Source organism: Streptomyces sp. GbtcB7 (assembly GCF_019091445.1).
GTDB lineage: Bacteria > Actinomycetota > Actinomycetes > Streptomycetales > Streptomycetaceae > Streptomyces > Streptomyces mirabilis.
Genome location: NZ_JAGXJM010000031.1, coordinates 63,551 through 85,111, shown reverse-complemented (window position 1 = coordinate 85,111; position 21,561 = coordinate 63,551). Strand labels below are relative to the sequence as shown.

The 21,561-nt window shown below is 68.4% G+C and carries 23 protein-coding genes and 1 pseudogene; 6 read left to right on the top strand and 18 right to left on the bottom strand.

The annotated features are described in order from the left end of the window. Position 1: 1 nt before the first annotated feature. From KVT44_RS39515 to KVT44_RS39460, 12 genes are all read right to left on the bottom strand, one after another. Positions 2-934, bottom strand: a complete 933-nt coding sequence (locus KVT44_RS39515) for a hypothetical protein (RefSeq protein WP_217572559.1) — start codon at positions 932-934, stop codon at positions 2-4. 10 nt (positions 935-944) lie between these two features. Continuing rightward, positions 945-1,841: a phage tail domain-containing protein gene (locus KVT44_RS60720; RefSeq protein ID WP_217572557.1), complete on the bottom strand. Its 897-nt coding sequence runs from the start codon at positions 1,839-1,841 to the stop codon at positions 945-947. Beyond that, positions 1,838-6,649 (bottom strand): phage tail tape measure protein, encoded by a 4,812-nt coding sequence (locus tag KVT44_RS39505; RefSeq protein WP_217572555.1) that lies wholly within the window; start codon positions 6,647-6,649, stop codon positions 1,838-1,840. The genes KVT44_RS60720 and KVT44_RS39505 overlap by 4 nt, the downstream gene beginning before the upstream one ends. After that, on the bottom strand, positions 6,650-6,931 hold the full coding sequence (locus KVT44_RS39500; RefSeq protein WP_254650540.1) for a hypothetical protein: 282 nt from the start codon (positions 6,929-6,931) through the stop codon (positions 6,650-6,652). Between the two features lie 50 nt (positions 6,932-6,981). Next, the gene (locus KVT44_RS39495) at positions 6,982-7,584 is read right to left on the bottom strand and encodes a hypothetical protein (RefSeq protein ID WP_217572553.1); all 603 of its coding nucleotides are present in this window, start codon (positions 7,582-7,584) and stop codon (positions 6,982-6,984) included. A 16-nt stretch (positions 7,585-7,600) separates the two neighbouring features. After that, positions 7,601-8,092 carry a hypothetical protein gene (locus KVT44_RS39490; protein WP_217572552.1) on the bottom strand — a complete coding sequence of 164 codons (492 nt, stop codon included), beginning with the start codon at positions 8,090-8,092 and terminating at the stop codon, positions 7,601-7,603. A 144-nt stretch (positions 8,093-8,236) separates the two neighbouring features. After that, on the bottom strand, positions 8,237-8,680 hold the full coding sequence (locus KVT44_RS39485; RefSeq protein ID WP_217572550.1) for a hypothetical protein: 444 nt from the start codon (positions 8,678-8,680) through the stop codon (positions 8,237-8,239). Continuing rightward, entirely contained in the window at positions 8,681-8,929 is a 249-nt protein-coding gene (locus KVT44_RS39480) for a hypothetical protein (RefSeq protein ID WP_217572548.1), read from the bottom strand. Continuing rightward, the gene (locus KVT44_RS39475) at positions 8,926-9,354 is read right to left on the bottom strand and encodes an HK97 gp10 family phage protein (protein ID WP_217572546.1); all 429 of its coding nucleotides are present in this window, start codon (positions 9,352-9,354) and stop codon (positions 8,926-8,928) included. Before KVT44_RS39475 ends, KVT44_RS39480 begins: the two co-directional genes overlap by 4 nt. Further along, positions 9,338-9,736 (bottom strand): hypothetical protein, encoded by a 399-nt coding sequence (locus KVT44_RS39470; protein WP_217572544.1) that lies wholly within the window; start codon positions 9,734-9,736, stop codon positions 9,338-9,340. The genes KVT44_RS39475 and KVT44_RS39470 overlap by 17 nt, the downstream gene beginning before the upstream one ends. Positions 9,737-9,771: 35 nt before the next feature. Continuing rightward, complete coding sequence (locus tag KVT44_RS39465; RefSeq protein ID WP_217572542.1) at positions 9,772-10,188, bottom strand: DUF6093 family protein; 417 nt, start codon at positions 10,186-10,188, stop codon at positions 9,772-9,774. Positions 10,189-10,194: 6 nt separating this feature from the next. Further along, complete coding sequence (locus tag KVT44_RS39460) at positions 10,195-10,617, bottom strand: DUF6093 family protein (RefSeq protein ID WP_217572540.1); 423 nt, start codon at positions 10,615-10,617, stop codon at positions 10,195-10,197. Between the two features lie 109 nt (positions 10,618-10,726). Between KVT44_RS39460 and KVT44_RS39455 the strand changes: the two genes are divergently transcribed. After that, positions 10,727-11,161, top strand: a complete 435-nt coding sequence (locus tag KVT44_RS39455; protein WP_217572675.1) for a hypothetical protein — start codon at positions 10,727-10,729, stop codon at positions 11,159-11,161. An 89-nt stretch (positions 11,162-11,250) separates the two neighbouring features. Here the strand turns inward: KVT44_RS39455 and KVT44_RS39450 are convergent, their stop codons facing one another. Both KVT44_RS39450 and KVT44_RS39445 read right to left on the bottom strand, forming a co-directional pair. After that, positions 11,251-12,096, bottom strand: a complete 846-nt coding sequence (locus tag KVT44_RS39450) for a hypothetical protein (protein ID WP_217572538.1) — start codon at positions 12,094-12,096, stop codon at positions 11,251-11,253. 742 nt (positions 12,097-12,838) lie between these two features. Beyond that, on the bottom strand, positions 12,839-13,717 hold the full coding sequence (locus tag KVT44_RS39445; RefSeq protein WP_217572536.1) for a DNA ligase: 879 nt from the start codon (positions 13,715-13,717) through the stop codon (positions 12,839-12,841). 111 nt (positions 13,718-13,828) lie between these two features. Here KVT44_RS39445 and KVT44_RS39440 point away from each other — a divergent pair, with 111 nt between their 5' ends. Further along, positions 13,829-14,749, top strand: a complete 921-nt coding sequence (locus KVT44_RS39440) for a Ku protein (RefSeq protein WP_217572534.1) — start codon at positions 13,829-13,831, stop codon at positions 14,747-14,749. A gap of 224 nt (positions 14,750-14,973) precedes the next feature. Here KVT44_RS39440 and KVT44_RS39435 read toward each other — a convergent pair whose 3' ends face one another. Beyond that, entirely contained in the window at positions 14,974-15,330 is a 357-nt protein-coding gene (locus tag KVT44_RS39435) for a hypothetical protein (RefSeq protein WP_217572532.1), read from the bottom strand. Positions 15,331-15,506: 176 nt separating this feature from the next. Between KVT44_RS39435 and KVT44_RS61175 the strand changes: the two are divergent. Further along, positions 15,507-15,884 (top strand): annotated as a pseudogene (locus KVT44_RS61175) (hypothetical protein); the annotation flags it as partial. Between the two features lie 154 nt (positions 15,885-16,038). Then, positions 16,039-16,197, top strand: a complete 159-nt coding sequence (locus tag KVT44_RS39430; RefSeq protein WP_217572530.1) for a hypothetical protein — start codon at positions 16,039-16,041, stop codon at positions 16,195-16,197. Between the two features lie 251 nt (positions 16,198-16,448). Here KVT44_RS39430 and KVT44_RS39425 read toward each other — a convergent pair whose 3' ends face one another. The 3 genes from KVT44_RS39425 to KVT44_RS39415 all read right to left on the bottom strand — a co-directional run bounded on the left by KVT44_RS39425 (position 16,449) and on the right by KVT44_RS39415 (position 17,698). Then, positions 16,449-16,658 carry a DUF6207 family protein gene (locus KVT44_RS39425; RefSeq protein ID WP_217572528.1) on the bottom strand — a complete coding sequence of 70 codons (210 nt, stop codon included), beginning with the start codon at positions 16,656-16,658 and terminating at the stop codon, positions 16,449-16,451. 248 nt (positions 16,659-16,906) lie between these two features. Then, entirely contained in the window at positions 16,907-17,473 is a 567-nt protein-coding gene (locus tag KVT44_RS39420) for a hypothetical protein (protein ID WP_217572526.1), read from the bottom strand. A 12-nt stretch (positions 17,474-17,485) separates the two neighbouring features. Continuing rightward, a complete protein-coding gene (locus KVT44_RS39415) occupies positions 17,486-17,698 on the bottom strand; it encodes a recombinase (protein WP_254650539.1) in 213 nt (70 codons plus the stop codon). A 94-nt stretch (positions 17,699-17,792) separates the two neighbouring features. Between KVT44_RS39415 and KVT44_RS39410 the strand changes: the two genes are divergently transcribed. Continuing rightward, positions 17,793-19,034, top strand: coding sequence for a site-specific integrase (locus KVT44_RS39410; RefSeq protein ID WP_254650550.1), 1,242 nt, complete (start codon positions 17,793-17,795; stop codon positions 19,032-19,034). Between the two features lie 17 nt (positions 19,035-19,051). Further along, entirely contained in the window at positions 19,052-21,538 is a 2,487-nt protein-coding gene (locus KVT44_RS39405; RefSeq protein WP_308314232.1) for a site-specific integrase, read from the top strand. The last annotated feature ends 23 nt before the right edge of the window (positions 21,539-21,561 follow it).

The window sequence follows — 21,561 nt, the reverse complement described above, 5'->3', positions numbered from 1 at the left end:
GTCAGACCACGCCCTCCTCGAACTCCACGTCGGTGATCAGGGAGGTGCCTCCATCCACGCCGAGGTTCCCGGTCTCCGCCTTCGACATGAACGTCTGCAGGTACAGGGACTGGGTGGTGCCGCGCATCGCCGCGGGAACGGTCAGGCTGTCGGCGACCACGATCGTGCTGCGGCGGGTGTTGGCGCCCTGGTCGTCGTCGATGGCCGTGCCCTGGCCCTGCGCCGTCCCCAGCACCTGCCGCATGGAGGCGAAGACATTGGCGGTGTCCAGACGAAGCCCGGCGACGGTGGTCACGATCTTCGCGGAGACAGCCCACGCCGGCACGTCGATGCTCCAGCGGGCCGCCGACGGCCAGTTGTGCCACTGGTTGTCCTGGTAGACGAGCCGGTTGAGGGGGCTGCCTGGAAAGGCGGTATACAGCTGCCGGTCCCTGCGCGGGTTCGCGATCCGCCGCAGGTCGGTGATCATTGCGGCGGTGACGGTGGCACAGTTCGACGGCAGCGCGACCCTAGCGAGCGGTATCGCGGACATCCCCGCTGGCGGCTGCGTCGCCGTCGACGACACATTGGACACGACGTCGAAGAACCCGATGTTGTCCTTCGTCGGATCCAGACTGCCCTCGTACTCGGGGTCCAGTACCCGCAGCACCACCATGTCCGTGCGGCCCTGCGCCCCGGTCGGGGCGATGTTCACCAGCGCCGAGCCCACGTTGTACTGGGTATAGGAGCCCTGACCCCAGGCAGCACCGCGCACCACCCCGGAGCCGTCCCCGACCTGAACCCCGGTACCGGGGGTGGTCTGCTGGGTGACCTTCAGGTCGTTGTACTCGGTTACGCCCTGCGACCCGCGCGACAAGTCGCGGATCATCATGCGCATGGTGCGGGCGGGATGGGTGCCGCCCTTGACCATCATGGGGGGCTGAATCAGCGTCATCTCGATGTCCTCACAGGGCGGTGTAGGCGTCGCGCCACGACAGGGTCAGGCGACAGGTGTTCGTGTAGTCGGTGGCTGTCCACCGAATCTCGCTCGTCTTCGGCGGGATCTGGAACAGGTCCATGCGGGAGGCGGCGGTCAGCGCCGGCGCCGCGTTACCGGACCCGTTGCGCAGCACCCAGCGGGCGCCGGGCCGGGTGTCGATGTCGATCCACTCCCCAACGGCCAGGCTCGTCTGTAGCTCCAGCGCACGGCCCGTCTCCACCACCCACACCTTCGGATTGGTGACCGGGCCGTCGATGCGCAGCGATGGCCACGCGGCCACATCCCCGGCGTTGGTCACCCAACCGGGCCGCTCCGAAGGGTTGGACACGCCCGTGGTGATCGGGTCGACCAGGGGAGCCGTGAAGCCCTCGGAGTCGTCAGAGATGTCCAGCGGCAGAAGCAGGCCCTGCGCGTCGTCGGCATGCCAGCGCGGGTCCGTCGCCGCGAACTCCAGCGCGAGCGGAATCCACCCGTACACGACCTGCGACATCGACACGGCCTCCACCCGGCGCCACCTGCCGTACAGGCGCTTCACGGCCCTGCCAGGCCACTTGACGCGCAGCACTGCTAGGGCGCCCGCCGCCTTGCGGATGCTGTCGGCGCCGGTCACCTGCTGCAGCTGGGCCAGGAGGTCAAGAGCCGCGCCCGGGTCGTCGGGGGTGCGGATGCCGGCCTCGATCGACACGGCCCGCGTCCCGAACAGGTCCACGCCCGGGAACCCGCCGTCGTCGGTGGGGTTGTCGACGTCGGCGGTACGCCGGTCGGGGGCACCCAGCCCGGTGACCTCGCCGACCGGCAGCAGTGTGCCCGTCCCGATCACCAGGCCGCCGACGTCGAGCTGGTAGTCGTCAAGAGCCCTCACAGCTTGCCTCCTCGCTGCGCTGCCCGCAGGCGGCGCATCACCTCCGCGCCCATCTCCTGCGCCACCGCGCGGCCGTCCCCGCCGGTGGTGACCGACACCGGCATGTGGCCGATCAGCGGCCTGTCCGTCTCCTTCACCACCACCACCTGCACCCCGCCCTCGAGGTGGGCGTCCATGCGGGCAGGACCGGACACGCCCTGCGCGGTGAGCGTGTATCCGAAGCGATGGGCGACGTCCTCGAGAACCTGCGCCGCCGCCGACCGCTTGGCCTGCCCGAGCGGGATGTAAGCCTCACCGCCCGTAGACGGCTCCGCGAACCTGACCAGGCCGTTGCTCGTCGCGTACAGGCCGGGCGTCAGCATGCCTCCGGAGGCGTACGACAGGCCCTTGTTGGCCCGCTGCACGTCCGCCAGGAACTTCGTGGCCTTCGACCCGAGGGCCTTCTGCAGCTGCGACTTGCCCGCGTTGGCGACGTCGATGATGCGGTCCTCGCCAAGCTTGGTCGCATCCGCGACCTGGTGGATGCCCGTCTTGGACGTTTTGACCGCGCCGATGACCGACAGCAGGTCTGCCAGGTCCTCGTCGGACAACGTCGCCGACGCCGCCTTGGAGGCCTTGTTGGCCTTCGCGGCGGCCTTCTTGCTCTTCACGGCCTGCGCCGCGAGGTCCTGTGCGGCCTGGTCACCCTGCGCGGCCAGGCGGGACGCCAAGTCCCCGTAGCCCTCGGCCGCCAGCTTCGCGAGGTTCTTCTGGAACTCGGCAGTCTGCTTCGTCGCCCCACCGAGCTGGCTGGTGTAGTCCGACAGGGACGCTTTCGCGGCGTCGGCCAGCTTGTTCAGGTCGCCCGCCATGGACTTGAGGTACTTCGAGCTGCCCGTGGCCATCTTGTGGGTCAGGCCGATGCCCTCGACGCCCATCGCCTCCAAGGCGTCCGCGACGTCCTGACCGGCGCGACGCGCCACCGTCGACAGGTCCTTACGCCACCGCTGCGCCTCCCACACCGACTTGTGCAAGTTCTTCGCGAACTTGCCCAGCTCCAGGGCGGTGCCGTTCTTGTTCATCGAGTCCGACGCGATCGACGACAGCGAGAACAGGCCGTCCATGCCGCCCGCCGGCGTGTACGACCAGTTCGATAGGCCACCCTCGGCGCGGTACTGGACGCTCGCCCCGAACCGGTGAGCCACCTCGCCGAGGATCTGCTTGGAGCGGGTCCGCTTGGACGAGGCCAGCGGAATGTACGCCTCCCCGTCCGTCTCGGGCTCCGCCCACACCCGCCACGCCCCCCGTGGGGCGATCTGTGCCACGTGAGACTCCCGGCCCATGCCGCCATCGGCGTAGAACGACAGCAGACCGCCGTCGGCCTGCGGAATCGGCTTGTTCGCCCACGGCCCCGTTCCCCCGACACGCGGGATCACGGTCACCGACACCGGCGCCGGCGGATCGACGCTGACGGAGATGTTCTTCGTGCCGGGGATCTCCCGCACGCTCGCCCCGATCGCGTCCAACTGCTGCTCGACGGCCGCCATGTCCCCGGACAGCAGCGCCGACGTCAGGGCCGATGCGGCTTCGGTGCCCTTCGTCTTGGACACCTGCGAGATCAGGTCGAGCATCGCCGACCATTCGCCCTTGGACTTGCCGCCGGCCGTGTGGAACGCGGAGACCACACTGTTCAGGTCCTTCGCGCTGATCGGCGGGTTAGCGCCCCAGATCGCATGCAGCTGATCCATGGCGGTGGTCACATCGCCCGACAGCAGGGCTCCCTTCAGGGCGTTCGCCGCGTCCGCGCCCTTCTCCGCCGCGACCTGCGCCAGCAGCCCCATGCCGCGCCGCAGTTGCGTCCGGGCGGCCGTGCTGCCCGCCCGTACGGCCCTGGACATGTCGGTGACGGCCATCGCCTGCATGACCTTCCCGAACTTGCCCGCATCGTTGGTCTCGGCGGCGTCCGCGAACTGCTTGGCGATCTTCTTGCCGTAGCGGGCGGCGATCGCGGGCAACTGCGCCAGACCCGCCCGGAAAGCGGGCTGCGAGCGGGCCGCCGACTCGGTGATGATCGACTCCAGCTCGTCGGCCACCTTCGTCTTGCCCTTACTGAGGTCCTTGACGAGCTGGTCGAGGATCGGCGCCGACGACACACCGAGCTTGGCGAAGTGGTCGGTCAGGTCGCCGTACCCGGCCATGGCCAGCATCGTCAGGTTGCCCTGGAAGCCGCGCTGCGCCGTGAGCTGGCTGCGCAGCTCCTTCAGGTAGTCCGACAGGGTGGCCTTGGCGTTCTTGTTGGACTTGGCGACCTTGTCCTGCGCGGCCTGCCACGCCTTCGCCGGGTCGACGATGGCGCCCAGAGCCTGCGCCATGGCCTTCATCTCGTCGGTGTACTGCGGCATGCCGTCCTGGCCGGCCGGGACCAGGAAGTCCAGCGTCCACGCCTTACCGGCCTGGAACTTGGCCTGCAGCACCTTCGCGTTGACGATCTCCGTCTGAGCGGCGATGGCGGCCTCGTCCTTGAGGGCCTTCGACCAGCGGCCGTGCGCGCCCTGCAGGGCCTTCGCCGCGTCGTCCCACTTCGCCGCGTACTCCAGGTTGCCGGGCGCCTTCCCCGCCCTCACCTTCAGCGCGTATTCGGTGCTCTTCGACTGCAGCTGCAGCATCAGGCCCTGCAGCTTGGAGCCGCCCGAGGCGACCGCGTCGACCGCATCGGTGACGTCGACACCGGCCGTGCGCATCTTCGCGGCGAAGTCACCGGCGGTCAGCTGCTCGGTCAGGGTGCGGATACCGGCCCCGGTGTCGCCCTGCTCCCGCTCCCGGCGCAGCGCCTCCACCAGATCGTCGGTGGCCTGCTTCGCTTTCTCCTTCGACGCGGAGTACGCCGCATAGGCGATGACACCCACGCCCAGCAGGGCCGTCAGCCCGGACACCGCCAGGCCCGCGCCCTTCAGCGCAGCAGGCAGCAGCGCCCCGCCGGTACGGGCCGCGGTCTGCGCGACACGGAACTCCTGCCACTGCTGAGTGATCTTCGTGATCGCGGCGAGGGCGAGCATCCCGCCCGCCGACACCGCCAGCAGGCCAGCGCCGATGTCCTTCAGCGGACCCGGCGCGTCCGCCATGGCCCCGGCGAACACCGACAGGGCGTTGCCGACGGTCTGCATCACCGGCAGCAGCGCCCGCCCAAGGTCGATACCCAGGGCCTTGCTGCGGTTGACGAACATCGACCACTGGCCGGCGGTGGTGTTCATCTGCATCTGGAAGGCCTGCTGGGTGGCCCCTGCCCGCTCCACCTGGTTGGCGATGCCCTCATACGTCGAGGCGTAGTTCCGGCCGTCGTTGGCGGCCAGAGCGAGCATCGCGCGGGAGGCCCGCACATCGTGGAACAGGCCGGTGACCGCCTCGGCGGAGCCGTGCGTGGCCCGGGCCAGCTTGTTGACGACGACGTACAGGCCGTCCTGCTGCACCGCCGACGCCGCCGACTCGTAGCCGAGCTTGTGCATCATCGCGGTCAGCTCGCTGGTGGGCTGCATCAGGCGGGTCATCAGCATGTTCAGGCCGGTCGCGGACTCCGCCGCCGGAACCCCGGCGAGGGTCACCGCGGCGTACGCGGAGGCCAGGTCGTCGAAGCCGATACCGGCGGCAGCGGCCATCGGCACGATGTCGCCCAGGTGCAGGGCCAGCTCCTCGAAGCTGATGACGCCCTTGTTGACGGTCTGGAACATCACGTCCATCACGTCGGACGCCTTGGAAGCGGGCAGGCCGTACGCCTTCAGCACACCCAGCAGGGCCCGCGAGGCGATCTCCGTCGTCGTCAGGCCCGCGCTGGCGCCCTTCGCGGCCACGCCGAGGATCTCCATCGCGTCCGAGCCGTCGAAGCCGGTCGACACGACCTGGTACAGGCCCTCGGCGAGCTGGTTCGCGGACTGCGTCACCCCCGTCGACAGGGCGACGATCTTGTCGGTGAACCCGTCGACCGTGGCCTGGTTGATCTGCTGGGAGATCGTCATGACGTTCGCCATGCGCTTCTCCAGCGCCACCGCACCCACGACACTGGCGGCGAGGACCGCCGACAGCACCACCCCGGTACGCAGGTAGCCGTCGATGCGGGCCTGCGTGGCCACGCGGGTCTCTGCGAGCGCAGCCACCTCCGCCTGCCGTACAGCGGCGGCGTTGGCCGCGGCACGCGCCGCCGCGGCGGTCTCCGCCTCATTTCGGGCAGTCAGCGTCTGCGTGGCCCGCGCATCGGCTGCCTGCCGGGCCTGCGTCGCCCGCGCCGAGACGCCGGCCGCGCGGGCGGCAGCAGCCTGCGCGGCAGCGGCCCGCTCCTCCTGAACCGTCTGCGCCTGCGCGGCCCGTGTCGCCGCCGCCGCCGCGGCGTTCGAGGTGGCCTGTGCCGCAGCCGCACCCCGGCCCGTCGCCGCCTGCGCGCGGGCCGCCATGGTCTGCGCGAGAGCCTGGGCGCGCAGGGTGCGCTCCCCGGCCGCGGCCGCCACAGCCCGCTCCCTCTCCGCCTTCGCGGCGAGACTCGCCGACAACGCCTGCGCCCGCCCCGAGCGTTCGGCCGCTGCTGCGGCAGTCCGCTGAGCGGCCGCAGTGCGTTCCAGGGCCGCGGTGACACGGGCCTGGCCAAGGACCGCGTCAGCCGACGCGGACGCCTGCAGGCGGGCCAGTCGCTGCGCGGCCGTCCCCGTCTCCAGCAGCGTTCGGTTGACCTGCTGCAGCTGCCCGTCGAACTGGCGCAGCTGCGTCGCGGACTGGCGCAGACCGCCCGTCAGCCCGGCAGTCTGCGCCTGCAGATTGACGTACAGGTTGTAGCCGGTGCTCACCTACCGCTCCCGTCTGGGCTTGAGCCCGATCTTGACCCCGCGCCCGTCCGGACCGTCCGGTACCTGCTCCCGCTCCATGGCCAGCAGCTCGCATCCCGGACAGGTGCGGCTGTCGGTGACGTACGCGAACCGGTGACCGCCGAGCTCCGGCTGCCACTCATCAGCCCTGGTGCCGCACCCGGAGCACGTCGCCCGCGTGTAGGCCAGCCATGCCAGCGCCTTCGCCCGGTCCAGCGCCGTCCACCGCCCGTCACCGGCCCCCGTGAACTGGCTATGCGGCATTCCATAGGTGTGGCACAGCTCAAGCTCCGCCCGGAACGACGGGTCGGAGATCAGCCTTTTCCCAGGTCCGCACGGATCGTCTGGTTGATGAGGAGGGCCGCGGTGAACAGGGCTTTGGCCTCAGCGTCCGCCCACGTGTCCAGCAGCTCCTGCGCGTCGGCGACGCTCATGCCGTCCACCACTTCCCCGGCGTCGTCACGTTCGACGTGGCAGGCGGAGATCAGAGCGGCCGGGAACGTCTCGACGTTGTACTCCATGCCCTGGTCGGCCTGCGCCTCACTCGGTGCGTGCTCGCGCAGCAGCTGCTCCCACACCGGCCGGGGCAGCGCCCGGAAGGTCAGAGTGAGCGTCACCGCCGCAAGGGCGTCCTGAGACCCGTTCAGGGCCGCATCAGCGGTCAGGACATGCGGGTTGGACGCCACCCAGGCGTCACGCTGGTCCTCGCGGATGCCCTGCTCGGCGCACTCGGCCAAAGCCGTAGCGCGGGCCTTCGCCAGTGCCAGCGCCGCATCGGTGACAGCCGTCTTGGCGTCCTCGTCGTCACAGATCGACAGGGTCCGCTCGGGCAGCTTCCGGGCTCGCAGCCGGTTCATCTTCGCGGCCCAGTGCGCGTCCCTCGCGACAGCGGCGGCCGGCGGTTCAACAGTGGTCATGCAGCCTCCCCCCAGGTCAGCTGGACGCCGGAACGGCGGCGTCGAGCTTCGGCGTACCAGAGATGGCGAAGGTGACGGTGAACTTCGCCGGGTCCGAGCCCGCCGAGTAGGCGGGGGCGCGACCCGCGACGCGCACCGGGAAGACGTCCATGGACTTGCTCGCCGGGATGTCGCCTTTGCGCAGGAGGACGACGAAACCCACGGCGCCCTTCGACAGAAGGGTCTCGATGGTCTCCGCAGTCTGGTCCTCGTAGAAGGTGAGGCTGGAGGCGTCGGCCTTGTCCTCACCCGGGATCGACGTGGTCAGGGTCGACCCCATGTCGGGGGTGTCGACCGGGGAGTTGGCCAGCGACCAGCCCGCGATGTCGGAGACCGCGCTGGACAGGTCGGTGGCGTTGGCGCCCGTCAGCTCGGGACGGATCGGCACGTTGCCTACGTCGGCGATCGTCTTCAGGAAGTAGATCTTCGTGACGCCACGGCGCATGAACCGCTGCTGGGTGGTACCCAAGGGGGTTTCTCGCTCTCCGGGGACCCTGGCCCCCGGATACACGGAGGCCCGTCCCCAACAGGTCGCAAATGCGAGCCAGGGGGTCAGCCCGTGCCATGTGGCCGGACGTCCGCGAATGGGCCTCCGCGGTGAGGTGCGATCCGATCAGCCGTTCGGTACGGAGACCGTCAGCACGAATCGCTGCACGTAAGTGTAGGTGGAGCTAACGACACTGGTCCCGTCCTCACGGTCCAGCTCCCGGCCGATCACCGTCGCACCCACGACGCTGATCGGGTTGGCGAACTGTCCGCTGCCCGGCACCCGCGCCAAGAACGCCTGGCGCACCTTGTCGGCGTGCAGTGACGCCTGCTCGGCGGTGGTGCCCACCGAGGACACCTGCAGCAGCACACGGGCATCCGCATCCGAGTCACCGAACGCCGGGCCGATACCCGAGGTCTGCCCCAGCTCGTACAGCACGCAGTACGGGATGACGGTCCCCGTCGGCAGCGACGTCGACGTGGGCGCAGTCCCATACCCGCAGGAACGCGCGGTGGCCGTCTGCAGCATCGCCTGCACAGCGAGCGCCACCTGACGCCCCGACACACTCATCTACTCATCCTCCTCACTGCCCGCCACCCTGGAAGCGGTGACGAGCGCCTCGATATCGGCGACCGCGTAACGGTGCAGGCCAAGCTCCGACCACACCGGCATGTCGCCGGGGCACGACCCGCGCAGCAGCCCCAGCTCGCCGCTGTCCTCGACGAGTTCCACCACGAACACCAGCCGCGACACCATGCCGAAGCCATGGGCACGCATCACGCCAGCGAACGCCTCATGCACATCCTCCGCAAGAGTCACGCCCACCTCCCGTCGGCGACCTGCCCCAGCGCATCAACGAACAGGGGCCGCACCGTTTCCACGGCCGGGCCGACGTGAGGGTAGGGAGGCTGGTCGTAGATGCGGCCCAGACTGTCCGGGCCGATATACCCGTACTCCAAGCGCCGCGCCTGCGGCTTGTTCGTGCCGACGACCCCTGTCACCATGTCGCCGCCCACGAAGACCGCGTGCGTCCACGACCGCCGGTAGTCGCCCGTGATCACGTTCGGGCCGGGCCTGCCGCTCGCGTTCGCTTTGATCTGGGTCTCCAGCAGCATCGTGTAGTGCCGCACCACCGACACCGTCTGCGGCAGCACCAGTTCGGCACGCCCCTGCAGGGCGGCGGCGACCTGCGCGGCGTTGCTGTAGGCACCCGCACGGGAAGGCGGGTTACTGGGGGACGGCATCGGCCACCTCCTGCGGATGCCACCCGCCCAGCGCCCACTCCGATAGGAGCCGCAGCATGGCCCGGGTCAGCTCGTTGGGGCCGCCGTCCATCAGGTCGTGCCGGTCGAGCGCATGCCGCTGCAGCTCGCCCGCATCGATCGCGGAAAGGAACGCCGCGGCGGCCGGGCCCGGGTCCGGGGGCACACCGACGACGACGCGGGCCAGGCCCTCGAAGTCGTCCTTGGTCATCGGGGAAAGGAACAGCACCAGTTCCGCCGGCTGCCTGGCGTTCTGGCGAAGCGAGTAGCCGGAGATGTGGGAGGAGATGTCGCGGCCGTCGAGAGCCACCGTGCCGGTGGCCTGGTCGGCGGTGATCCGCACCTGACGCAGCTGATCATCCATGCCTATCAGCCTACGGACCGGCGCGGACACCCCCTTCAGATCGCGGAGGACGCGAACGTGATCCGCTCCGTGAGTCGGGTGGTCCGGCATATCTCCACCGTGGACGCCTCGGTGGCGTCCTCGGCCAGCCAGGTGCGGCCCGTCCGACCGTCCGCGCCCTCGGTGATGACCTCCACCAGGTCGCCGGGCATGGCGACCGGTGCCGCCGTCGGCGTCACCAGCCGGTACCAGGCCGCGCCCTCCGACAGCCAGTCAAAGCCGAGAATTTGAGCGACCACGATCTGCCCGTGTGAGGACAGCACCGCGCCCGGCCCCTTGTACACGACACTCGTCGGGGTCTCCCCGGGCTCCCCCGTCACCGGATCGAGGACAGGCTGGCCGGCCGTGCGGGAGATCCGCACCATGTCCGTCATCAGGGCCTCAAGGTCGTTGCGAGCTTGCGCAATATCCACCACTACTTATGCTCCCGTCGTCTGTGTGGACTCATCCATCCAGGTGGTGCGGACCACCGCGAGGGTGTTTGCGTCGGAGATGTCCACGACCCTCCACACCCGGTTGAGGAGCCCCTGATCCTGCGTTGCGGCGGTGACCCGCACATGGTCATCACGGGACGCCAGTGGGGCGTCCAGGGGCGTCAGCAGCCGGTACCGGTCGCGGGGGTCGTCCGGGACGGGCTGGCCCGCCAGGGCCACCACCAGGCCGGGCCCACCCGCGGCGAACACGGCACCCAGCCCGTCGTACACGATGATGTCCGGGCCCGGTACGTACACGCCCGTGTCCGGGTCCAGAACCTCCGGGCCGGGCCGGAAGACCTGCACCGTGTCCACCATGATCCGGGCCATGATCGGCGCGAAGGCGGCCAGCGAGATGGGACTGCTCATACGTTCGAGCCTAGGGCCGCGTGCGGACAACCCACCTGGCCGATTCACTGCCGAGCTCAGTCCCAACTCGTTGTACCGCTCTCCGGGTCAGGCCACTACCGTTTCGGGCATGGCGATCAGGACCAGCAGGGAGCTCATGGCCTGGCAGCCGCCAGCCGGTTGGCACGAGTTGAGCGGCGACCAACGACACGCCTACCTGGAGCAGCACGGCATACGGCTTCCGCTACGACCGGCCGACTGGGACACCTTGGAACACCACCAGCGCATGGAGTACCTGGTTTGGCACGGCCGGATCCTGCACGACACTCCCGAGGCACGGGCCGCCAAGGAGCGCGAGTACCGCAAAGAGCTAAGAGGGTGGAGGGTGCTGATGTGCTGGTGGGTCCTCTTCCTGCTCGTCGGGCTGGGTCTGGTGTGGGGAACGGATGTACTCGCCGAAGGCGTGGGGCTACGCATCGGGATAACCGTCTTGGCGATTGCCGGGTACACCATGGCGCTCTTCATACCGATGCAGATCACCAAGCCATCCGGACCACAGGCTTGAGCGTCACCGCCTTGCGCCGAGTGCCGCCCCGTTCAGCCCAACCTTCGATGGCACACCCTCAACCGTCGGTGCCACACGACGGGACAGTGCTACGACAGGGGCGGCAATACCTCGTAGGCGAACGCCACAAGGCAGTCTTCGCGGCCGACACCGTTGCGGTGGTAGTCCCCGTCGCTGGTGAGATACACGCCGAACGGCGCACGTGCGCCGATGTGGGCCCTGGTGACCTCCCAGGTCCACTGCACGGATTCGCCGTAGGTTTCGCCGTAAGGATCGTCGGAGGTGTGGCGGACGCCGTCCGGGGTCTGAAAGGCCCAGAACAAGCCCCGGTTCTGCGGGTCGACGCCTCGGCAGGTGAACGTCACGACGTCTCCGGGCCGCAGCGTCGTATTGGTGGTCAAAGTGAACATCTGGGGCTGCGCTTCGAGAGCGGTCTCAGTGCTGTTGCCGAGGCTGTCCCGCACAAGTTCGATACGCGGGAAGTATCCGCCGGCAGGGTCCTGGCCGCTGATGTGTATGGTCACTCGGTTCCTGATCTCTCCGGCGATCGCGCTCAACAGCTCCTCCTCGAAGGGGAGCAGTTCGCGGCTGTGGGCGACAGTGTTGCGCAGGGCCTCAAAGCGATCCAGGAGGACGGTGATTTCCTTCTTGGCACCCAGCGCCTCATTAAGCGCCTCCCAGTGCTTGTTGATCAGGCGGGTGAGCTGCGTGAACTCGGCGTACTCGATCAAGTTGGCAGCGACAGAGACCACGCCACGCCGGGTGCGGCGCTTCTGCTCGACCATCTGCTTGTCGCGGAGCCTGGTCACGTCGTCGGCATCGAAGACTTGGCTGATCCAGTCCTCGCCAAACTTGGCCCGCAGGACGACGGTGAGCAGGTCCCGCAGTGATCGTTCGCAGCTGGCCAGCGCGACAGGTGGGGTCATCAGCGGCATTCGGCTTCCTTTCCAGGGGACACAAGGGCTCCGATCCACGACCGTACGAGTCTGCCCCCTGCGGTACCTACCTGTGGGGCTGGGAACCGTGCCCGGCCTGCCCGGATTGGGGAGATCTGTACGGGTACCTGGAAGCCGGCGTCTGCATCGGCGAGGAATGCAACGCTGGCGTCTACTGCGGGGAACACGACGAGGTACCGCCGACGATCGCGCACGCGCAGGTGTTGGGTGCTTCGGCGGTCGGGCGGACAGCGGGTTCGATGTTGGAATCCGGTCGCGGGCGGCCGAGCCCCTGGGCCGTTTCCTGTTGGGACCGTTTCTTGCCAGCAGTGGGGTGAACGCGTTCGTGCTGTCGTGGTGCTTGCGCCCAGGACTGCGGTGACCATCGACGAGCTGCGTGCTCCGGTAGGCCGATCACAGCGGACGTCACCCGAACCCGCGGCTGACCAACCCGCAGCTCACATGCACGACCCCACCGTCGCGGCGTGGGTGCCGAGCTGAACGGCCGCACCCGGCGCGGTCCAATGCCTGAGCGGCTGGAACGGAATGCGGCCGCTGCGGCATCCAGCGGGACAGGCCCTGGCCGTCGGCGAGCCCCGGCATGACCATCGAGGCCCTCGCGCACGCCGTCGACAACGCCGCCCCGTACCAGGTCGAGCTGCGATTTACCCAAGACCCTTTCGGCGACCGTCATCCGTTGGAAAGTGTCCGCGACCAAAGTTCCGGCCGCCCCACTTTCACGTCACCGCATCCGAGTCACCGTCACAACCGGATGCCGCGTCGTACCGGCCAGCACCTCGACGACCAGCCCGAACTCCGCCGCAGTGTATGCGTCGCCCGCCGTCGTCCGCGCCCATCCCAACACTGGGGCGGCTGCTAGGTATGGGCCGACCTGGGCGGCTAGTGGCGCGCTGAGCCGCTGCGACAGCGCCGTACGCTCGTCGGGCAACCTCACCGCCAAAGTCCTCGGCCGCAGCGGCGGACCCGTGTAGCCGACGACCTCCGCGTCCATCGTCTCGGCGTGGCGGATCTTCAACCACGCCCCGGCGCGGCCGGCCCGGTAGGGGGAGGTGGTGCGTTTGGCGACGATGCCTTCGATGCCCTGGTGGAGGGTGTCGTACCAGGTGAGTGCGGTGTCGCGGTCGGTGGTGGCGGAGACGGCCTGGATCGGGGTGTTCGCGGGCAGTTCTGCCAGGAGGCCGAGGAGGGCTGCGCGGCGCTCGCTGTACGGGCGTGCTCGCATGTCCCCGTTCGGCGACGGCAGTTGCAGGGCGTCGAAGGCGATGTAGTGCGCGGGGCGGTGGGCGGCCAGGCGGTGGGCGCGGGTGGGGGAGGAGGCGGCTCGGGCTTGTGCGGCCTCTAAACTGATCCGCCCGTCCTCGGTGGTGATGACGGCCTCGCCGTCGAGGACGGCGCCGGCCGGGAGGTGGTGGCCGGCGAGCGCGAGGTCTCCCCATACGGCGGTGACCTCTCGCCCGGAGCGGGTCTGCAGGCGGACCCCGTCGCCGGTCCGCCACATGATCATTCTGTGGCCGTCGAGTTTCACCTCGTAGCTCCAGTCCGTTCCGGTGGGCAGTTCCGGTACGGACTGTGCGAGGGCGACGGAAACGGGCCAGTCCACCCGTCCAGCCTGCGGCGGCCGTGGCCGCGGCGCCCGTCGGTACCGTCGGGAAGCGGGCTGTTCTGGGGGATCCTAGGCTGGTGGGGCTCGGGGTTGTCGTGGAGGTCTGTGATGCCCCGACCGCTGTGGAGCGGCGCCATTTCCTTTGGCCTGGTGACCATTCCGGTGAAGCTGATGAGCGCCACCGAGGACCGCTCGGTCCGCTTCCACCAGGTCCATACGGAAGACCTGGGCCGGGTGCGGGTGCGCAAGTACTGCGAAACGGAGGACCGCGAGGTGTCCGCGGCCGAGATCGGCAAGGGGTACGAGGTCTCCAAGGACACGCTGGTCGCGGTCACGGACGAAGAGCTGGAGCAGATGCCGCTGCCGACCGCGAAAGCGATCGAGATCGTCGCGTTCGTGCCGGCCGCGTCGATCGACCCGGTGCGGCTGAGCGGCGATAGCTACTTCCTGCAGTACGACGGCCCCGTGGCGGCGAAACCGTACGTCCTGATCGCGCGGGCGCTGGCCCGCAACACGAAGGTGGCCGTGGCGAAGCTGGCGTGGCACGGGCGTGAGCGCCTGGTGCTGCTGCGGGTGCGGGACGGGGCGCTGATCGCGCACGTGCTCAAGTGGGACGACGAGGTGCGCGACCCCTCCGAGCTCGCACCGAAGGAAACCAAGGTCACGGACTCCGAGATCGATGAGGCGCTGCAGCTGGTCGACTCGATGACGACGGACGACATCTCCGGCTACCGGGACGAGTACCGGAAGGCCCTGGAAGCAGTGCTCGAGGCGAAGGCCGAGGGCCGACAGCCGCCCGAACCGACCGAGGAGGCCGAGGAGCCGGGCGGCAAGGTCGTCGACCTGATGGCGGCCCTGCAGGAGAGCGTCCGCAAGGCGCAGGCCGCGCGTGGCGAGGACGCCGGCGAGGCCGAGGTCCACGAGATGCCGACGGCCAAGAAGAAGATGGCCGCGAAGACGGCGCGGAAGGCGCCCGCCAAGAAGACCACGGCGGCGAAGAAGCCGACCCGGCGGCAGCGGGGCGCCTAGGGCGTGTAGTGGAAGTAGGCGCCTTCCGGCGTTCCGGGGGCGGGGATGCCCTCGCGGATCTGGTCCCAGGTGGGGGGCTTTCGCCTAGCTGCCATGCCAAGATCATTCCCTCTCGCCTCCCCCAAAGACCACTCGCTGGTGGGGTTAGCCGTACACGCCGAAGGCCCCCGTACCGCGCCCGGCGGATGGCTCGCGATGTCCCGCACCTACGACAGCGCATCCGACTACGTGATGACGAGCAGGACGATCCACATCACCGCGGTCATTGCCGGCATGCCGTAGACGATCAGCAGTGTTGAGCTGGGGCCGGGGCGCCGAAAGGCGGCCAGTATCTCTGCGATGTCCGGGAACCTCTGAATGATCCTTCTCTGGAGGACCTGGTTGTGCCAGTAGTGCCGCGAACCGGAGTAGGCCCAGATCACTGCGAGAGCGATGCCGAAGACGGCCATCACACGCGCCGCCGCATGCGTGCTACTACTCGTCGCAGTGGTGCTGTAGGCCACAACAAGGAGCGACTGCGCAATCAGGCATAGGTTGCCCCGCTGATTGAGCATGTTCTCTTCGTGGATCCCGAACTCCATCAGGCGAACATCTTCAGCCTGACGTTGCTCGTCGTTCCCAGGGGTCGACATGCGGCTGGCCTGCCCGCGCCTACGGGGAATAATCGACTCCGACGAGACGAAGTCTCCAACCCCGTCTTCGGCGGTCGTGGACGCGTCATGTCGGGCCTAGCACCTACGACGACGGCGAGGCCCCCGACCCCCGCAACGCCTACGACACCCCGCGCCTACAGGCGCGCGTACGCGGCGGGCCCGCCCGCGCGTCTCCCGCCGCCGCACGTGGGCGATCTACAGCGCGCTTCACGGCCTCGCGGGCGTCGCCCTCGCCGACGGCACGTGGCTTGTGCTCGCCGCCGCGCGGCACCCCGGCCCCGATGGGCCCCGACTCCAACGGCCGACACGAACACGTCGTCAATTTCGATCTTGACGTGTCGGCCCCACCGACCATCGCACCGAATAGCCCCGCACGTAGCACAGTTCAGGTCGCCTCAGAGGAGAAACAGGGAAAGAAACCTGAACGAGTGAATCTTACGGCCAATTTCCCTCGCGCGCACGCGCGCGCATGTAAGATGTAAACTAATTTTGAATGTATTGAGAATCTGAAATTAATCGAGATCAGATCGAATCAGAATTAATTCTCTTACATTATTCGCGCGCGCGTGCGCGCACCCGCGCGAGGGCCGTTCTAGTCCCTCGATCCGCCCGCTTCCTCTGCGCTAAGTTCGCCGCATGAACGAATTCACGGCGGCCGTTGCGCCCCTTACTGCATTCACGGGCGCGATCATTGGCGCGGTAATCATCGTGGCTATTGCACACCCGGACGCGACAATGCGCGTCCGCGCGTTCCGCGTACTGGAAATCCTGTTCGCACGACAGGACGAAAAGTAGTCGCAGCGCAGTACCTATATCTCTTCAGATCAGGCCGGAGTTGACTTTGCCACTCCGGCCTTTTCTCTTTACCCAGGAGGAAAGATTGGGACGGCCCATAGATGCCCGCGGCTGGGAATTCGAGGTCGAGACCGACACCGCGAACACCTTCGCGCGCATCGGCAACCTCACCAGCTGGAACGAGAATCCGGGCGAAACTAGTACTCCAGCTCTAGATCGTGATCTTCATGTCTGGGCTTGTCGCTGCAGCTCTACGTGCCGGCGTCCTGGTGAAGGTCCAGGAAGAACCGCAGCCGCACGCCGGGCTCGCCGGGCTCCCGGGTCGTACCGTCCGCCGGCGCGATGGCGCACCGCGCGGCGAGCAGCTCCTGGACCGCGAACGCGGTCTCGTCATCTGTGGCCGCGACCTCCACCACGGCCAGGCCCGGTACGGCCACATGCGCGTCATTGATCTGCCTCATGCCTGGCACGACGCGCCGGCGCCCCCGGAGGTTCTCCCGTCCGAACGGCTTCACCCAACCGGGTATGCAGCTAAGTGCGCGTGCTGACGTAGCGCACGGTCGGACCCCACTGCTCCATCACGGGCGCCATGCACCACTGGCACAGCGGACAGCCGCCGCTGCCGTACTTGTGTGTCTTGCGCTGGCTTCTCTGCACTTCACCCGCATGGGCGGCGAGGGTATTCGGCGTGACGAGTCGGGGTGAGCTGCTAGGAGTCTTCCGGGCGGAGTCCGTATTCGGCTAGCCACCCGAGCAGCTCGTGGCGGGGTGTCCGGACAAGGCGTCCTCCTGTGAAGCGGGTGTCATCGGTCACCTCTGCCACGCACTCGGCAGGGGGAATGAAGGACTGTGCCTCCTCGTCGGTGGCGAACTCGGCCTCTGCAAGTACCAAACCCTCCAAGTGACCATCGAAGACGTCAACGCCCAAGGGCGGAACGCTAAAACGGGTCTTCGACAGCAGGGCGGCCGGCAGTGAGGCGATCACGTCGTACTCGGCGGGCGACAAGTACGTATTCGTGATCAGGCCCTGGATGGCTCCAGGCTGAGAGATCGGGACTTTCTGGGTGAGCTTGAGCTCACAGCGGCCATCCGAGAAGTCGGCACGGCGCAGCCTCAAGCGGGTTCCGGCCACATACCGGTCGCTGATCACGCGAGTGACGGTCACTGCCGACGGGTTTGGCGGCGTGGCCAGCAAGAACCGCCTTTCCCGCTCGACACGAGCGTACTTGCCCGGGTGGACCGACTGGCCTTCAACGCCACCTTCCTTGTTCATCATGGGGACAGCCTCTCAGCTGCGAGGACGCGGAATCCCGAGATCGACCGGGGTTCGTCGTCGTGAGCGGATGGCCTCGGCTTGCTTGGTCCGCAGGAAGGTCAAGGTCAGGTCGATGCCCTCGATCTCCCCGAGCCACTGTTCCTCCTCCGCGCGTTTCCGCCGCATGACGAGGTCTTTCTCCAACTCGTCGAGACGGGGAAGCATCTTCGGGCTGATCTGCAGCATTGGGCAGCGGATGCCCCGTTGACTGAACGAACTACGGGGATTGTGCAGTTCAGGGGGCAGATGGGGTCTTCGGTCGCTACGGTCACCGGTCGTGATGAACGATGCTCCCGGACGGGACCTGGCGGCACTGGTGGTTCCTCGGTGGGGCCGGCTGATGGAAACCGGCAACCGGTACGAGCCCTATCGGCTCCTCGATCCCGACGGTGTGATCGTGGAGGCGGTCGCCGTCTACTTCCAGGAGTTGTTGGCCGCAGGGAAAGCTCCGTCGACGGTCCGCTCCTATGGGATGGATCTGCTTCGGTGGTGGCGTTTCCTGCAGGCAGTGGATATTCCCTGGGACGGTGCGACCCGAGCGGAGGCCAGGGATTTCAGTCGCTGGATTCAGCTGGTGGTCAAGCCGAGACGGGGCAAGACGGCGGCTCGACGATCGGCCCAGGTCAGTAGCTCCCCGAACCCGGTGACTGGGAAGCCGTCGGCCGGGCCTGGCTACGCGCCGACTACCGTCGCGCACAGCGAGACGGTGTTGCGACGGTTCTACGACATCCACCGCGACGCGGGGTCCGGCCCGCTGCTCAACCCGTTCCCACTGGATCTGTCACGTCGCTCCGGCCGGGCGCACGCGCACCACAACCCGATGGACGGCTGGAAGCCCGAGCGGGTGGGGCGCTACCGGCCCAGCCTTCCGCAGCGGATCCCGCGCTCGATTCCCGACGAGTGGTTCAACGAGCTGTTCGCTGCGCTGCCCTCCCACCGCGACCGGGCCCTGGTCGCGCTCTGGATCTCCACCGGAGTACGCGCATCGGAGCTGATCGGCATCCGCCAGCGCGACATCGACCCCGGCCAGCAGTTGATCAGTGTGGTGCGAAAGGGCTCGCGGGCGGTGCAGCAGGTGCCGGCGTCGGCGGACGCGTTCGTGTGGCTGCGCCTCTATCAGCAGGAGGTACACGGCGAGGTGCCACGCGGTCGCACCCAGCCGGTGTGGTGGATACGGCGGCGCCCGTTTCGGCCGCTGACCTATCACGGTGCACACCGAATGTTCGAGCGGGTCAACGCCTCGCTCGGCGCCGACTGGACCCTTCACGATCTACGACACAGTGCGGCCGTCCGCATGGTGCGCGACCCGAAGTTGACGTTGGCTGATGTGCAATGGGTGCTCGGACATGCGCATTTGTCCGCCACGGAAGTGTATCTAACGCCGCGCAAGGACGAAGTCGTGGCGGGGGTGCTGGCCCATCACGAGCGTCAGGCCCGTGAGCGCAGCCAGCCGGTGCCGCCGCCTCCGGCGCCGGGCTACAACCCAGCGTCGCTGGACGTCTTGTTCGGCCGGATGTCATGACCGCGGTTGTCAAACACGTGACGCGCAAGCCATTGGAGGCCACGAATGCGACGGCGGAGCAGGCGCAGGCGAGGAACAGCTATCTGCGGGCGCGTTTTCCGGCCCGGGCGGAAGAGCTGTGGTGGCCGTACACGGCACAGCCTTTGGAGGAGACGCTGCGGCGGCTGACTGCGCCGCCATTCGACTCGGCGGCCAATGGGACCCGAGCCGGTCGTCGACGCGGGGTGGCCAAGCTGCTGCGTTGGCTGTCGAGCTTGCCCGGAGATACCTGGCAGCAACGGTGGAGGGCCAGCGGCGCGGAGGATCTCCCCGGTGCTGCCTGGGTGGATCTTCCGCTGCGGTGGCTGCGCGAGCGCGGTCACTCGCCGTCACATGACCGCGATGACTTGTCCTCGGGGCTGCTCATGCTGATCTGCGGGGACGTCATCCGACCTGGTCTGCCCTGGATGCTCACCCGCACCCATCGGTATCTCGCCTCCGTCATGGCCAAGGTCCGGGACCCCGACGGGTTCGCGCGCCTGCACCAGCTGGCCGAGTCCGGGCCGGCGAGCTCGCGCAAGGACGCCCAGATTGCCGCGACACGCATCGCCACCCTGCTGGCCTGCAAGGGCGGACAGATCCGCGACATCACGGTCGGCGACTGCGTGGAACTGGTCGACGCCCAGCGCCGGGTGCATGCCCGTGGCGGGCAGAAGAAGGTCGACTTCTATCTGCGGCTGCGCGCCCTGGGCATCTTCCCCGAGGACTCCCCGGCAACGATCCGGGCATTCGGTCTTGCCCTCGGCCAGTTGAGCATCGAAGAGCTGGTGGATCGCTACCGGATCCAGTGCCGGCCGGTTCGCGATCTGATCGTGGACTATCTGAGGGAGCGGCAGCCTGCGCTGGACTTCGCCAGCCTCGACGCGGTCTCGCGCACGCTCGCGGGCCTGTTCTGGGCCCGGGTAGAAGCCCTGGCGCCGGGGATCGACTCGCTGCGGCTGCCACCAACCGTGGCCCGCGCCTGGAAGGAGGACTTGAAGGTCAAGAAGCGCACCGTCACCGGCCCCGACGGCAGCAGCATCGAGGTCTCCAGTCCGCGGCTCAATGCCAAGGACGAGCTCATGCGAGTGCGGGCCTTCTACCTCGACATCGCGCAGTGGGCGGCCGAGGAACCAGGCCGCTGGGCGCCATGGGCCGTGCCCTGTCCCATCAGCGACGACGAGATCCGCAAGGCGAAGGAACGCAGGCGACGCAAAGCCCGGATGGACCAGCGCACGCGCGAGCGACTACCCGTCCTGCCCGTTCTGACCAGCACCGCCGACCGTCGGCGACGCGCGGCCGCCGACCTGCTCCAGGTGGCGAGGAACACCGAGCCCGGGGCGCTGATCCCCGGCACCGACGGGTCGCTGCGCAGAGCCATCGCCCCCACGGCGGCGGGCCACCTCACCTGGGCCGAAGAGACGGCATCCGGCGGACGGCGACGGAACCTGACCTACGAAGAAGAGGAGGCATTCTGGGCATTCGCCACGATCGAGGTCCTCCGTCTGACCGGCATCCGCAACGAGGAACTCCTGGAGCTGACGCACCACAGCGTCACCCAGTACCGGCTCCCGTCCACCGGCGAAGTCGTACCGCTGCTGCAGATCGCCCCGTCCAAGACCGACACCGAACGACTCCTCTTGGTCAGCCCGGAACTCGCAGACGTCCTCAGCGCCATCATCAGCCGCTTGCGCGGCCCCGACGGGGCGATACCGCTGGTGGCCTCCTATGACGTCCGCGAGAAGGTCTGGAACCCGCCGATGCCACTGCTGTTCCAGCGCGACGTCGGCTCCGAACACCGCGCATTCACGCCAACCGCGATCCGAAAACTGCTGATCAACGCCCTGTCCACCACCGGCCTGACCAGCGCCGACGGCGAGGCGCTCACCTTCTCGCCCCACGACTTCCGGAGGATCTTCGTCACCGACGCCATCATGAACGGCCTGCCGCCGCACATCGCCCAGGTGATCTGCGGGCACAGAAGCATCGAGACCACGATGGGGTACAAAGCGGTCTACCCTGCCGAGACGATCGAGGCCCACCGAGCGTTCATCGCCCGCCGCCGAGCCTCTCGCCCAGGCGAAGAATACCGAACCCCAACTGCGGAGGAGTGGGACGCCTTCCTGGCCCACTTCGAGAAACGGAAGGTATCCATCGGCACCTGCGCACGCGCCTTCGGGTCTCCTTGTGTCCATGAACACGCCTGTGTCAGATGCTCACTCCTTCGACCTGATCCGGCCCAACGGGCACGGCTCGCCGACATCCGTGACAACCTGATCGCCCGCATCGCCGAGGCCGAGCGTGAAGGCTGGCTCGGTGAGGTGGAGGGCCTGCAGGTCAGCCTCGCCGGCGCCCAGGACAAGCTCGCGCAGCTCAATGCCGAGGCGACCCGCCGTTCCAATGCGGTCAGCCTCGGCATGCCGGCCCTCGGCCAGATCGCCCTCGGCAGGCGGGAGACGAAAGAGCCCTCTCCAACTGCTGACTAGGCCGCGGCCGGTAGTTCAGAGAT